Annotated in this window: 13 protein-coding genes; 5 read left to right on the forward strand and 8 right to left on the reverse strand. The window is 62.1% G+C overall.

What is annotated here, in order from left to right; all coding sequences use genetic code 11:
* Positions 1 to 34: 34 nt before the first annotated feature.
* The 5 genes from V7S54_RS26555 to V7S54_RS26575 all read right to left on the reverse strand — a co-directional run bounded on the left by V7S54_RS26555 (position 35) and on the right by V7S54_RS26575 (position 5,718).
* Entirely contained in the window at positions 35 to 1,747 is a 1,713-nt protein-coding gene (locus V7S54_RS26555) for a dipeptide ABC transporter ATP-binding protein (protein WP_065373081.1), read from the reverse strand.
* 1 nt (position 1,748) lies between these two features.
* A complete protein-coding gene (locus tag V7S54_RS26560) occupies positions 1,749 to 2,645 on the reverse strand; it encodes an ABC transporter permease (RefSeq protein ID WP_065373080.1) in 897 nt (298 codons plus the stop codon).
* Entirely contained in the window at positions 2,645 to 3,610 is a 966-nt protein-coding gene (locus V7S54_RS26565) for an ABC transporter permease (RefSeq protein ID WP_057249798.1), read from the reverse strand. The genes V7S54_RS26560 and V7S54_RS26565 overlap by 1 nt, the downstream gene beginning before the upstream one ends.
* A 164-nt stretch (positions 3,611 to 3,774) precedes the next feature.
* Positions 3,775 to 5,349: an ABC transporter substrate-binding protein gene (locus V7S54_RS26570; RefSeq protein WP_065373079.1), complete on the reverse strand. Its 1,575-nt coding sequence runs from the start codon at positions 5,347 to 5,349 to the stop codon at positions 3,775 to 3,777.
* Positions 5,350 to 5,526: 177 nt separating this feature from the next.
* Positions 5,527 to 5,718, reverse strand: a complete 192-nt coding sequence (locus V7S54_RS26575; RefSeq protein WP_234792905.1) for a hypothetical protein — start codon at positions 5,716 to 5,718, stop codon at positions 5,527 to 5,529.
* A 9-nt stretch (positions 5,719 to 5,727) separates the two neighbouring features.
* On the opposite strand from V7S54_RS26575, the gene V7S54_RS26580 reads away from it, so the two are divergent.
* The 5 genes from V7S54_RS26580 to V7S54_RS26600 all read left to right on the forward strand — a co-directional run bounded on the left by V7S54_RS26580 (position 5,728) and on the right by V7S54_RS26600 (position 11,040).
* The gene (locus tag V7S54_RS26580) at positions 5,728 to 6,891 is read left to right on the forward strand and encodes an amidohydrolase family protein (protein ID WP_336409178.1); all 1,164 of its coding nucleotides are present in this window, start codon (positions 5,728 to 5,730) and stop codon (positions 6,889 to 6,891) included.
* Between the two features lie 26 nt (positions 6,892 to 6,917).
* A complete protein-coding gene (locus V7S54_RS26585; RefSeq protein WP_336409177.1) occupies positions 6,918 to 8,114 on the forward strand; it encodes an amidohydrolase in 1,197 nt (398 codons plus the stop codon).
* Between the two features lie 198 nt (positions 8,115 to 8,312).
* Positions 8,313 to 9,032: a GntR family transcriptional regulator gene (locus V7S54_RS26590; protein ID WP_336409176.1), complete on the forward strand. Its 720-nt coding sequence runs from the start codon at positions 8,313 to 8,315 to the stop codon at positions 9,030 to 9,032.
* A 611-nt stretch (positions 9,033 to 9,643) separates the two neighbouring features.
* Positions 9,644 to 10,300, forward strand: coding sequence for a flavin reductase family protein (locus tag V7S54_RS26595; protein WP_336409175.1), 657 nt, complete (start codon positions 9,644 to 9,646; stop codon positions 10,298 to 10,300).
* Entirely contained in the window at positions 10,300 to 11,040 is a 741-nt protein-coding gene (locus V7S54_RS26600; RefSeq protein WP_336409243.1) for an aspartate/glutamate racemase family protein, read from the forward strand. Before V7S54_RS26595 ends, V7S54_RS26600 begins: the two co-directional genes overlap by 1 nt.
* A gap of 260 nt (positions 11,041 to 11,300) precedes the next feature.
* Here the strand turns inward: V7S54_RS26600 and V7S54_RS26605 are convergent, their stop codons facing one another.
* From V7S54_RS26605 to V7S54_RS26615, 3 genes are read right to left on the reverse strand one after another with little or no spacing between them, the layout of a single operon-like run.
* On the reverse strand, positions 11,301 to 12,215 hold the full coding sequence (locus V7S54_RS26605) for a TIM barrel protein (RefSeq protein WP_336409174.1): 915 nt from the start codon (positions 12,213 to 12,215) through the stop codon (positions 11,301 to 11,303).
* 28 nt (positions 12,216 to 12,243) lie between these two features.
* Complete coding sequence (locus V7S54_RS26610) at positions 12,244 to 13,371, reverse strand: sn-glycerol-3-phosphate import ATP-binding protein UgpC (RefSeq protein ID WP_336409173.1); 1,128 nt, start codon at positions 13,369 to 13,371, stop codon at positions 12,244 to 12,246.
* Between the two features lie 42 nt (positions 13,372 to 13,413).
* A complete protein-coding gene (locus tag V7S54_RS26615; protein ID WP_065373072.1) occupies positions 13,414 to 14,301 on the reverse strand; it encodes an ABC transporter permease subunit in 888 nt (295 codons plus the stop codon).

Raw genomic sequence — 14,301 nt, forward strand, 5'->3', positions numbered from 1 at the left:
CGCGGAACGTCCGCAAAGGTCTTGCCATCCACGCTTACGCCGAAGCCAGTTCCCGCCCCATGATGCGCTCGACCGAGGGAGCAAGGCGGAGAAGCTCGCGGGTATATTCGTGTTTGGGCGCGGTGAAGAGGGTTTCGGTATCGGCGAGCTCGACGATCTCCCCAGCCTTCATCACGGCGACGCGGTCGCACATCTGGCGGATCACCGCGAGGTCGTGGCTGATGAAAAGCATGGAGAGCCCGGCGAGATCACGCAGATCCTTCAGCAGATTGAGAAGCTGTGCCTGCACCGAGACGTCCAGCGCTGAGGTCGGCTCGTCGCAAATGAGCAGCGACGGGCGCGGACCCAGAGCGCGGGCAATGGCGATGCGCTGGCGCTGGCCGCCGGAGAAGGCGTGCGCGAAGCGTGCGCCGGCATCGGCAGGAAGACCGACCGCTTCGAGCAATGTCTTTGCGTCCTGCCTGGCTTCATCCGCATTGGCGGCGAGTTTGTAGAACAGGATCGGTTCCGCAATGGCGGCGTTGATCCGCAGGCGCGGATTGAGCGCCGAATAGGGATCCTGGAACACCATCTGCAGGGACTGGCGGATCGATTTTTCACGTCGGCCGCCAAGCGCCGTGCCCTGAAAATCGATGGAGCCTGCGCTCTGGGTGACAAGACCGGCGATGGTGTTGGCAACGGTGGTCTTGCCGCAGCCGGATTCGCCGACGAGGCCGAAAATCTCGCCACGCCGAACATCGAATGAAACGCCTTTGACGGCCTTGAAGACCGATGTCTTGCGAAGCAATCCACGGCCGCCGTATTCCACGGCAAGGTCGCGCACGGAAAGCACGACCTCGTCGCGGCTACCGGTCTCGCTCTTCGCGCTCTTACGGCGCACCGTGGCGCGCGCGTCAAGTGTCACCTGCGTTTCTTCACTCGGCACTGGCAGACGCTCGAGGCGCGTATCGATGGGCGGCACGGCCGCGATCAGTGTGCGGGCATAGGGCGCTTTGGGTGCCGTCAGCACCTCGCGCGTCGAGCCGCTTTCCACGACCGCACCGTTCTGCATGATGGTGACGCGGTCGGCGATCTCGGCGACGACGCCCATATTGTGCGTGACGAGCAGCACGCCGACACCCCGCTCGTCGGCAAGATCCCGGATGAGCTTGAGGATCTGCGCCTGCACCGAGACGTCGAGCGCTGTCGTCGGCTCATCGGCAACGAGCAGCTGCGGATTGCAGGCGAGTGCCGTGGCGATGACTACGCGCTGGCGCTGGCCGCCGGAAAGCTGGTGCGGGTAGCTGCCGAGCCGACGCTCGGGCTCCGGGATGCCAACGGCCTTCATTAATTCCAGCGCGCGAGCTTTCGCCTCCCTTGAGGAGAGCTTCAGATGCGTGAGCATGCCTTCGCACAGCTGGCTTTCCACCGTGAAGAGCGGATTGAGGCTCGTCATCGGATCCTGGAAGATCGCGCCGACATCGCGCCCGGGCACGATGCCTTCGGTGCGGCCGGTGCGCAGGTTGATCTCCTTGCCGGCGATGACGATCGAGCCGGCGGCGATCTTGCCGGGGGCCTGCAACAGACCCATCAGCGCGTTGCCGACGGTGGTCTTGCCGGCACCGGACTCGCCGACGAGAGCGTGGATTTCTCCAGGTCGGATCGTGAGATCGATGTCCTTGACGGCGACAAGCGTGTCGCCGTTGGCCAGCGGATACTCGACACGGAGATTGCGGATATCGAGGACGGGGCGCGTTGTTTCGGTCATCTCATCGGGCCATCAGTTTCGGGTTGAAGTGGTCGCGCAGATAGTCGCCGATCACGTTGACGGCGAGCACGAGGATGACCAGCACTGTTGCCGGCATCACCGCGATCCACCAGAGACCGGAGAACAGGAACTGGTTGCCGATGCGGATCAGCGTGCCGAGCGAAGGATAGGTCGGCGGCATGCCTGCGCCGAGGAAGGAGAGCGTTGCCTCCGTCAGGATCGCGCCGGCGAGGTTGATCGTGGCGATGACCATCACCGAGCTCATGATGTTCGGCAGGATGTGGCGACCCATGATGCGGGCCGACGGCAGGCCGATGACCTTGGCGGCGCGCACATAGTCTCGCGCGATCTCCACCATGGTCGAGGCGCGTACGGTTCGCGCGTATTGCACCCATTCGTTGATGGCGATGGAGAAGATCAGCACCAGTGGCGCCCAGGCGAGCATCGTCTCGGCGCTGAGCTGCGCGCGGGCGATGCCGCTGATGAGCAGTGCGACGAGGATGGTCGGGAAGCTGACAAAGATATCGGCGATGCGCATCACGATGCCATCGACCACGCCCCCGAAGAAGCCAGAAACGAGGCCAAGCACGACGCCGAGCACGGCTGCAAAGACCACTGCGCCGAGGCCGATGACGACGGAGATCCTAAGCCCGAACAGGATGACCGAGACAAGATCGCGGCCCTGGTTGTCGGTGCCGAGCAGGAAGCGGGAATCGCCGCCCTCCATGAAGGCTGGCGGAATTTCCATATCCATCAGCGAATAGGAGGCGACGTCGCGCGGGTCCATCGGCGCGATCATCGGGGCGAAGATGACGAGGGTCAGCATGATGACGAGCACCAGGCTGGCGATGACAACGGAAACCGGCGGAAGTCGGCGCATCAGGGATTGCGTAGCCATTATCGTGTCCTCAGGCGCGGATCGATGAAGGTGTAGAGAATGTCGACGATCATGTTGATCATGACGAACAGGAAGCCCACGAACAGAAGATAGGCAGCCAGCACCGGCACGTCGGGATAGCCGACGGCGTTCGTGAAGAGCAGGCCCATGCCGGGCCATTGGAACACGGTCTCGGTGACGATCGCGAAGGCGATGAGTTGCCCGATCTGCAGGCCCGTGACGGTGACGACCGGCATCAATGCGTTGCGCAGCGCGAGCCGCCCATAGATGTAGGTCCGCGGCAGGCCGCGCGCGAAGGCGAAGCGGATGTAGTCCGACGACAAGACGTCGATCATTTCCGAGCGCACCAGCCGCATGATCAGCGTGAGCTGGAACAATGCCAGCGTGATCGAGGGCAGGATCAGCGACTTCAGGCCCGAGAGCGAGAGGAAGCCGGTCTGCCAGAACCCGATATCGACGAGATCTCCGCGTCCGGAGGATGGCAGCCATCGCAGGTTTACTGCGAAAACCAGGATCAGCAGCAGGCCTGTGACGAAGGTGGGCATGGAAATGCCGACAAGCGTCGCTGACTGGGTCAGCCGCGAGAAGAAGGCGTGCGGCTTCAGCGCGCAGAGCACCCCGAGCGGAATGCCGAGCGACAGTGCCAGCACGGTGGCAACGATCACCAGTTCCAGCGTGGCGGGAAGGCGACTGAGCAACAGGGTCGTCACAGGCTGTTGGTAGCGATAGCTTGTGCCGAGGTCGCCGGTCAGCACTTGACCAACGAACTTGACGAACTGAGCCAGCACCGGCTTGTCGAGACCGAGCGCGACGCGCACTGCGTCCTTTTCCGCCTGGGTTGCACCTTCGCGAACCATTGAGGCGACGGGATCGCCGACGAAGCGGAACATGACGAAGGCGATGGCCGTCACCGCGACCATCACGAGGATGGCCTGAAGCAGCCTGACTGAAAGAAGTCTGATCATCGGATAGTCCTTACGGGGAGCGATCTTGCCCAAAGGGCGGCCACCGGGTTTATGCGCTCCCGCATCCTCCGTGCCGTCGCCGGTCCTGGAGGGGTTGACCCGGTTTGCGGTTCAGTCCCGGCTTGCTTTCGCTTGCCGGGACTGCGCCTTGGGAAAAATCCCGATTACTTCTTGATCTGCGCGAACCACGGACGGACATACTCGTCCGGGAACTGCGGCATGTCGACCTTGCTGCTCATCGCCCATGCGACCGGCTGCTGGTGCAGCGGCAGGTAGAGCACCTGATCATGGGTGATGCGGAAGGCTTGCTTCAGGTCTTCAACGCGCTTGGTTTCGTCGAGTTCCGTCGAAGCAGCATAGGCTAGCTTGTCGATTTCGGGATTGGAAAGCCCATCGGCGTTGCTGCCGCCGAAGGTGCCGTCATTGGTCGCGAGCAGCGCTTGCAGCGGACTAAAGCCATCCATCGGCGGCAGCGAAGCCCAACCGAGAAGATAGATGTCGAACTCGCCCTTGTCGGTCCGCGGGAAGTAGGTCGTCTTGCTCTCGACGCTCACATTGGCCTGGACGCCGATCTGCGCCCACATGGAGGCAACGGCGAGGCAGATCTGTTCGTCAGCGATATAGCGGTCGTTCGGGCAGGCGAGCCCTGTCTTGAAGCCGTCCGGATAGCCAGCCTCGGCCAAAAGCGCCTTGGCCTTGGCGACGTCGTAAGGCAGCGGCACATCGATGTCTTCGTCGTAGCCGGTCACCGCTGGTGCGACAAGCATGCCGGCCGTACGGGACTTGCCGCGCATCAGGCGCTTCTGGATCGTGTTGGTATCGATCGCGTGCCAAAGTGCCTGGCGCACGCGAACATCGCGCAGCGGATTGGGCTGTCCCGGTGTTGCATGCAGTTCCGGCCGGTAACTGAAGACGAAGAAGATGGTGCGCAGCGACGGGTTTTCGACGACCTTCAGTCCGTCGGTCGCGGCAATGCGGTCGACGTCCTGCAACGGAACCGGTGCAATCATGTCGACTTCGCCCGACAGCAGGGCCGCGACGCGGGTCGCGTCGGAGGCGATCGGGCGGAATTCCACCTCGTCCAGATTATGCTGCGGCTTGTCCCACCACTCCTTGTTCACTTCGAATACCGAGCGTGAGTCCGGCTCGTAGGCCTTCAGCTTGAAGGCGCCCGTGCCGTTTGCATGGTTGCTGGCATAGGTGACGACGCCGGTCGAGGCATTGCCCGGCTTCAGTGCGTCGTGTTCCTCCATCCAGGGCTTGCTCATGATGTAGATGGCGGCAAGATCGTTGAGGAGCAGCGGGTAAGGTGCGCGCAGGATGAGGTCGACGGTATACTCGTCCACCTTCTCGACACCGACAACGGTGGAGAGGTTTTCGCGGTTGCGCGCGCCTGGATCGATCTGGCGCTGGATCGTCGCCACGACGTCGCCGGCGTTGAAGGGCTGGCCCTCATGGAACTTCACGCCTTGGCGCAGCTTGAAGCGCCAGCGCGTGGGCTCGACGACTTCCCAGGACGTGGCGAGCGCCGGCTCCAGTTTCAGGTCCTTGTTGCGGCGCACCAGAGGATCGAAAACCATGTGATGAACGCTCTGGGTGAAGCTGTCGACCTGAGCGTTCGGGTCGTAGGAAATGACATCGCCGGATGAGGCCCACCGCAGCGTTTCGGCAAATGCCGGCGCAGACAGCGGCGCCAAAAGCGCGAGTCCCGCCAGAAGGGTCTTTATAGAGGTTTTCACTGGTTTCTCCCGTTCAACGTATACATATTGTCTTTGCTATTGGATACGAATATTCCCATAAATAGTGTACATCTGATGAAAACAATATCAAGATGGCGAAAGTCGATTTGGTAGCGCTTTGTCAAAAAAGAACACCAAAACCGGCAGCCGGAGAGGGAAACGTCCATGTCGAACGCACTACTGATTGAAAATGCCACGATCATCACGATGGATTCGGGACGGCGGGTTCTCGATCGCGGCCATATTCTGGTCGAGAATGGGCGCATCGCCGCCATCGGTGACGGAAGCCTTGCCGGAGAAACGCATGCGGAGCGCATCGACGCGGCCGGCATGGTCGCAATGCCCGGATTGATCGACACGCACGCCCATGCCGGACATATGCTGACCAAGGGGCTGGGAAGCGAGGCCGAGGACTGGATGTCCGTGACCGGCCGTATCTACGCAACTGCGACAGATCCTGAATTCTGGGCGGCGGAGGCGGCGCTGTCGGCCGCAGAAAGGATCAAATGCGGCACGACGACCGCGGCGCTGCTGTTTGGCGGCGGCCCGGATATCATGCGCAGCGAGACGTCGGAAGCAGCCGAAGCGCACCTCGCCTCGGTTGCCGCCATGGGCGTGCGGGAGGTTCTGGCAGTGGGGCCGAACCGCCCCGGGCAGGAACATGTGTATCGCCAGTATACGCCGACGTCCCACAGCGACATCGTCGTCGACCCCGACCGGCAAATCGACGTGGCCACCGCGTTGGTCGATGCCTGGGCCGGACGTGACGAGCGGCTGCAGGTCGTCTTTTCCCTGCCCGTATTCGATGAGCAGGAATTGCGCGATGAAACGGTATACAGAATTGCATGCAAGGTCCGAGATCGTGCGCGGGAAAGAGAATGCCTCCTGGTCCAGGATGGACACCGCGACGGGTCCATCGCCGCCAATGACGTGCGCCTCGGCCTGTTTGACGAGCGATCGCTGCTTGCCCATTGCATAGACCTGACCGAGGCCGACCGCGCAGTCCTGAAACGAACCGGTGCCAAGGTTGCGCACAATCCCAGTGCATTGATGTCGGTATACGGCCGGTGCCCGGCGCCGGAACTGATGGCGGACGGTGTCACGGTTTCCCTCGGCACCGATGCTGCGGCACCCGATAGGCCTTTCGACATGTTTCGCAACCTGTTCCAGGCGCACCGCTACCACGCGCGCCATTTCGCAGACGATGCCGTGTTGCCGCCGCTGCAGCTGCTTGAGATGGCGACGATCGAGGGGGCGCGCGCGCTGATGATGGAGCATGAGCTCGGCTCGCTCGAGGCCGGCAAGCGCGCCGACATCCTCCTCGTAAACATGCGTCAGCCCCATCTCTGGCCGCCGCACGATCCGGTGCAGCGCCTTGCGCGCTTCGCCAACGGTGCGGACGTGGACACCACCATTGTGGGCGGACGAATTCTGATGCGCGGGCGGCGCCTTGTTGGTCAGGACGAAGGCGCGATCCTGGATCGCGCCTTGCGCGCCTTTGAACTCGCGATGGCCCGCGCCGGACTAAGCGAGCGTCGTTAAGCACTGGGACAAACGAGGATTTCAAGGTGACTGCAGACCTACTCATCCGCAATGCCCGTCCCTTCGGCGGGCCCCTCGAAGACCTATACATCCGTGACGGCCGGTTCGTTGCGGCCGGTCGCGCCCGAACCGCCGTCGAGATCGATGCGGCCGGGCATGTCGCGCTGCCGGGGCTTGTCGAGGCCCATACGCATCTCGACAAGACACTTATCGGCATGGACTGGTTCGAAAACCGGGTTGGCCCGACCCGCAATGACCGGATCCTGGCCGACCGCAACGCTAAGCGCGAACTTGGCATCGACGCCCGCCGGCAGGCTGCCCGTCAGATCATGCAGACGCTCGCCTACGGCGTCTTGAGCATCCGAAGCCACGTCGACGTCGATACCGAGATCGGCATTGCCAATATCGAAGGTGTTCTCGAAACGCGCGAGTCGATGCGTGATCTGGTCGATGTGCAGATCGTGGCATTCCCGCAGAGTGGCATGCTGCCGCGCGCAGGCACGCTCGAGTTGATGGACGCGGCCATCAGCGCCGGCGCCGATATCGTCGGCGGTATCGACCCTGCCTCCATCGAGCGCGATCCGGTGCGTCATCTCGATGCGATCTTCGCCCTTGCGGATCGTCATGCAAAACCGATCGACATCCATCTGCACGAACCGGGCGATCTTGGTGCATTTTGCCTTGAACTCATCATCGAGCGCACGCACGCCTTGTCGCTGCAAGGGCGCGTCATGGTAAGCCATGCCTACTGCCTGGGGATGCTCGATGCCTCACGGCAGGTTGGGTTGATCGAACGGCTGGCTGCCGAGCGTATCGCGGTTATGACCGTAGGAAGTCCATCGGCGCCTGCATTGCCATTAAGGTTGATGCGCGCGAGCGGTCTCACCGTCGCCTCCGGTTCCGACGGTATTCAAGGCACCTGGGAGCCGTATGGAAATGGCGACATGCTGGAGCGCGCGAAGTATCTGGCGCAGCGCAATGGCATGGCCAACGATGTCGATCTCGAATATGCGGCCCAGGTCTGCACGTTCGGTGGTGCGGAAGGCATCGGGCTCGGCGGTTATGGCCTCTCCGAAGGTTGTTTCGGCGATCTGGTGCTGGTGCCGGCGCGTACGTTGGCGGAAGCTGTCGCGCTGACCCCGCACAAGCGCACCGTTATCAGGCGTGGTCGCGTCGTCGTGGACGGCGGCGAACTGACTGGTGGTCTGCCGGCCATCGAGTGACGCTTTGTCGATGCGATCGGCAACCGGGCTGACGAAGGAGAGCTCGACCGGCCGAGACGTCGACAGGCAATCGCAGGAACGGTCGACCGAAGGGGTCGGCCGCGCCTTTGCCGTTCCGATTGGGGGATGATAGTTGTTTGCGGTCCATCCCTTGACAGACTCTTTCGACCGCACGCCCCGCCATTTTTCAGGTTCTTCATGACGACGCCCAAACCCAGCGACAGCAATGCAAAATCCTCGGTTCCCAAGTCGGACGTGGTCTATCGCATCCTGAAGCGCGCGATCCTCGACCAGGCCTTTGCTGCGGGAACGAAGCTTCCGGAGGATTCGATCGGCGAGCGGCTCGGCGTTAGCCGCACGATCGTGCGCCAGGCCCTGGCCCGGCTGAACGGCGAGGGACTGATCGAATTGCGTCCGAACAAGGGCGCCTGTGTCAGCCATCCCAGTCTCGAGGATGGGCACGATATCTTTGCCGTCCGGCGAGCCCTGGAGACATTGGTGGTCGATAGCCTGATCGGCAAGCTGACTGCGCAGAAGATCAAGGAGCTTGAAGCGCATGTCGATGCCGAGGACAAGGCAAGGGTCAGCAATCCGTCGACCTCGATTCAACTCGCCGGTGAGTTTCACGTCCTGCTCGCAAGACTGACTGAGAACGCGATCCTATTGCGGTATGTCACGGAACTCGTTTCGCGCTCATCGATGATCCTGTCGCTCTATGGACGCCCCCATTCTTCCGATTGCGCCGTATCCGAGCACCGCGTCCTGATCGCCGCCCTTGCGCGGAACGATCGCGAAAAGGCATGCGAGCTGATGGGCCACCACATCGGCGCCATCACGGCCCGAGCCCTGCTGAAAAGCAACGTCGAGGACGGCTTGCCGGATCTCCTTGCTGCCTACGCAAAGGAAGAGGGCCTTTAGGTCGCAACGCCCACTCGGACGCTGCTTGCCTGCGGAAGCTCACGTTCGGGGATGCGTACCCGCACGTTTTGTATGCAATTTATTCGCGGACGCGATCAAGGAGAGCTCCTCTGCCGCCGCGGGAGTGGCGTGGTTCCGCCTCTACCGCCCCATCTTCCCCTTGAGTTCGGCAAGATCCTGATTTCCCATATATTCCCGCCGGCTTTCTGTGGTGAGTTTCTTACCTTGCGGGAGAAAGGTCCATCTCTCTACTTTGTCCCATTATTGTATGCAATTACCGTGTACGATATTGACGTAATAATGGATGCAATATAGCTTGATATCGGGATTGGCACTGTCGGGGAGGGCAGCATGCGCATCGTACCCGTTGCCGACCGGAGGGGCGGCGATGCTTTCCTAAGAAACTATCGTTCCCGCCGAAGGGTGTATGCCGGTGTCGGCCGTGTCGGCGCGCTTGAGCGATCAGTGCTTTTGGCCACCCTTTGCCGTGCACCGACGCCGTTCCCCAATGTAGTCAACGGCGGGCGTGCGCGCTGCCGCCCCGATTGTCGTCGCGCCGGGCGTCGGGGTTTTTTGCTGAATTTTTCAACAGGCAAGCAGGAGATCCGGACTTGAACATAGATTTCACCACGCTACCGCCTCCGGATCGCTATCGACTGCTGACAAACTTCATCGGTCCGCGCCCCATCGCGCTCGTTGGCACGCGATCGCCAGCCGGACACAATAACGCAGCGCCCATGAGCTTCTTCAACGTGTTCTCCCATGAACCGCCGTTGGTGGTGCTAGGGATCCAGAACCGTGGCAATGGCGACGAGAAGGACACGGTCGCGAACATCCGCCGAACCGGCGAGTTCGTCGTCAACATGGTCGACATGGCGCTCGCCGATGCGATGATCGTCTGTGGCGTCAATTTCGCCTCGGAGGTCGATGAACTCGATTTCGCGGGCCTGACGCCGATACCGTGCAATCAGATCGACGCCGCCCGTATCGCTGAAAGTCCTTGCAGCTTTGAATGCCGGGTCGAGCAGATTCTCGACTATCACAAGCGCGTGCTGGTCATCGGCAGGGTCGTACACATGCATATCCAGGACCGGTGCCTCGATCCCGCGGGGCGTTACGCGAACCCCGAGACCTATCAGCCGATCGCGCGGCTGCATGCCGACAATTACATCACCTCAGATCGACAATTCGAACTTAAGAAGCCGGAGGAACTGCTGCCTCTCGAGCTCGCGCAAGTGAACCCAAGGCCGGAGAGGGCCGCCCGATGATCCGCATACATGTCATCAACCCCAACTCGACCGCATCTATGACCGATCAGATCGCACGTGCGGCCGAAGCCGCGCGATCGGAAGGCTCCGTCATCGATGCGGAGACCGCAATCGGCACGCCCGTCTCGATCGAAGGCTACTCGGACGAGGCGATGGCCGTCCCGGCGATGCTGGCGGCGATCCGTGCTGCGGAGAAGCGGGGTGCGTCGGCGCATGTGATCGCCTGTTTCGACGATCCCGGCCTTGCGGCCGCGCGCGAAGTGGCAACCGGCCCGGTCATCGGTATCTGCCAGGCAGCGGTACAGGTGGCAATGACGGTTGCGACCCGCTTTGCGGTGATCACCACCTTGCCGAGGTCGGTGCCGGTGATTGAGGATCTCGTCAAGCACTACGGTGCTAGCGCGCGCTGTCGCCGCGTGCGCTCGGTCGACCTGCCTGTTCTGGCCCTGGAAGCCGACCCGGAAAGCGCGCGGACCAAACTCCTCGGCGAAGCGCGTGCGGCGATCCGCGAGGATGGCGTCGACGCCATCGTTCTTGGTTGTGCCGGCATGGCGGAGCTGTGCGATTGGCTCTCTCGCGAAACAGGGGTACCGGTCATCGATGGCGTGGTGGCGGCCGTCAAGCTCGCCGAGGCATTGGCGAGTGGCGGCTTTCGGACCTCAAAGGCAGGCGCCTACGCCTATCCGCGCGACAAGTCGGTTGATGTCGCGGCCGCTCGCGGAGTCCTCCGGCCGCATTAGAAATACGCGCGGCAAGGATTGGCGTCGGCACTGACGCCCGAACACGGGATACGGCGCGCCGAGGTCAGGGATGTCGAAGGTCGGATCTTTGCGGTGATACGGCAAAGTGCTGCGGGGAGTCGGTTTCATGCAGAGTGGACGAAGCTCAACCACCCTGCGGCTCAAGTCTCAGGTGTATCGCAACACACGGCCGGAATGTGCGCTTTGAGCGGGTGCAATCCGGTTGCCCCACCACACCTGCGGCGGGGCAAGCGGAAACATTACGCAGCGGATCGAAGTCCGACCGCTGCGGCGAGACCCCTTGCCCGTTCCAGGCACGCAGGTTGCTGATCGGCAAACCGCTCGGCGCCGATTTCCATGATCAGCGTCGTATCCGGAAGGAAGGTCAGTTCGGAGAAGATGTCATCCCAGGCAATGTCGCCCCAGCCGATCGGCAGATGCAGATCGCCGATGCCGAGCGCCGTCGCTTCGGCCGGATGATAGAAGCGGTTCATGGAATAGGGCAGGCCGAAACTGTCGTGAACGTGCAGGTGGCCCGTCACCGGCGCCATTGCCCGCAGCTCGTTACGGAAATCCAGCCCGCGATGCGTGGCCTCGATATAAGCATGCGAGAAGTCGATGAGCGCGACGACGTTGTTGGAACCGATCGCTCGCACCGTTTCGGCGACCTGGCTCGGTGTCTGTCGATACTGACTGCTTTCCGTCGTGAAGATGTTCTCAAGGGCGATGCGCACGCCGTATCGTCCTGCGACGTCCGCCATCTCCGCGAGTGCGTCGCGCTCCATCTTGTCGAGATCCGCGGCATTCTCTCCGGGAGCAAGCTGTGCTGCGCCGGAGTGGTGGACGAGAATCCCCGCACCAAGCCGGTCGCACAGCTCGAGCATCGCCCTCACGACCTTCTTTTGCAGATGGTGGTGCTGGCGATCCATGAAGTTGGATACGATCTGGCCGTGCAGCGAAAGCTTCTTGAAGGTGTACTTCTTCGTCATCTCGGCGACGCGCTGGACACGGTCTTCGATGATGCGGCCGCCACTGACGATTTCTTCGCCATAGATTCCGATCTCGCAGGCGTCGGCTCCGGTCTCTGCAATTTCGCGCAAGGAGGCGTCAAGGCTCGAAAGATCGCCCTTGCCCGTTCGATTGCAGAACCCCACGGCGGAAATGATGTCGTTCATCACGGTTTCTCCTGATTTATTGAAGTGATCAGACGGCTTGGAGCGTCGGACGGCTGGCGGCGCTGCTGACGGCGCGGGGCTCCAGATCGACGTGGATCCGCCGGCCGGTCTCCTGGTCGAAGAGATGCAAATGCGCCAGAGGCAGCTCCAGGGTGATCCGATCGCCCGGCCGGGCGCGCGTATGCTCATCGACACTGGCGGCGAAGGGATGGCCATTCAGCTCCGAGTGAATGACGCGGCCGGAGCCGAGCTCCTCGACGAAATCCACTTTGATCGAGACGCCTTTTGCTTCTGGCGCAACGACACATTGTTCCGGGCGAATACCGACGGTGATCCGCCTTGCGCCCAGTCGCCCTGCAAGCGCCCTGTCGATCGGCATCTTTGTGCCGCCGAACACCAGGCAGGCGTTATCAACGTCGACAGCGGCATCGAACAGGTTCATCGCCGGCGAGCCGATGAAGGATGCGACGAAGATGCTTGCCGGACGGTGATAGATGTCGAGCGGCTGGCCGACCTGTTCGACCACGCCCTTGTTCATCACGACCAGCTTGTCCGCCAGCGTCATCGCTTCCACCTGATCGTGCGTGACAAAGATCGACGTTGCCTGGAGACGCTGATGCAGCTTGCGGATCTCGGCCCGCATGGTGACGCGCAGCTTGGCGTCCAGGTTCGAGAGCGGTTCGTCGAACAGAAAGACTTTCGGTTCGCGAATGATCGCGCGCGCCATGGCGACGCGCTGCCGCTGGCCGCCGGAAAGGGCGGCCGGCTTGCGATCGAGATAATCGGAGAGCCCGACGATCTTCGCCGTTTCCTCGATCCGGCGCAAACGCTCCGCCTTCGGGACACCGGCCACCTTCAGGGCATAGCCGATATTTCCTGCAACGGTCATATGCGGATAGAGGGCGTAGTTTTGGAACACCATGGCGCAACCGCGTTCGCGCGGCTCAAGTTTGTTTACGACCTGGCCGTTGATGGCGATTTCGCCAGCGGTGATGTCCTCCAGCCCCGCGATCATCCTCAGAAGCGTTGATTTTCCGCAGCCGGACGGGCCGAGGATCACGACGAATTCTCCCGATGCAAAGGCGAGGTCGATGCCATGCAGTGTGGGGTTCTTTCCGTAGGATTTACGCACGGCGCGAATTGCGATGTCAGCCATGGGCGCGGACCTCTCTGTCTCTTGTGTGTGGGGAAAGCGGGGTCATTTTTCCGTTGCCACGAGGCCGCGAACGAACCACCGCTGCAGGACGGCAACGACGACGAGCGGAGGCAGCATGATGATCAGCGATCCGGCGAGCGTCACGTTCCAGTCCGGCGTGCCGTTGTCGGACGGCAGGAGTGCGACCAGCGACATCATCGTGGTCTTGTATTGGGGGTCCGTCACCATCAGGAGAGGCCAGAGATACTGGTTCCACCCATAGACGAACATGATGGTGGTCAGCGCGAGCATGTTGGTGCGCGAGAGCGGCAGTAGCATGTCGATGAAAAAGCGGATCGCGCCCGACCCGTCCATGCGCGCCGCCTCCGCCAGTTCGTCGGGCAGGGTCAGGTAGAATTGGCGGTAGAGGAACGTTCCGGTCGCGGTTGCGATCAACGGCAGTGTGAGGCCGGCGTAGGAGTTGAGAAGGTTCCAATCGACGGAAACCTCGAAGCCGGTGACGGCCGAAATCAGCAATCGGACGGGCTGGAACAGGTCGGCGGCGACCGCATAGGTGGGCACCACGCGCACTTCGAGCGGCAGCATCAGGGTGATGAACACCATCCAGAAGAAGAAGCCCTTCAGCGGCGTTCGAAAGAACACGATGGCAAAGGCCGTCAGCGCCGACAGCGCCACCTTGCCGACCGTGACGAGGCTGGCCATGACGAAACTGTTCAGCATCGCCGTTCCGAGGTTGGCGCGCGACCAGGCGGCGCTCATGTTTTCGAAGAGGCGATCCTGCGGCACGAAACTGAAGGGTATGGCGTTGACCTGCTGGAATGTCTGGCTGGCGCCCGACACGATGACGATGAAGGGGCCGATCAGCAGCAGGAAGCCGAAGATCATGACGCAATAGGTGAGAGCGTTGGCGAAAGGTGTCCGCTGGATCAT

This window comes from Ensifer sp. CCNWLY38 (assembly GCF_037120565.1).
GTDB classification, from domain to species: domain Bacteria; phylum Pseudomonadota; class Alphaproteobacteria; order Rhizobiales; family Rhizobiaceae; genus Ensifer; species Ensifer adhaerens_H.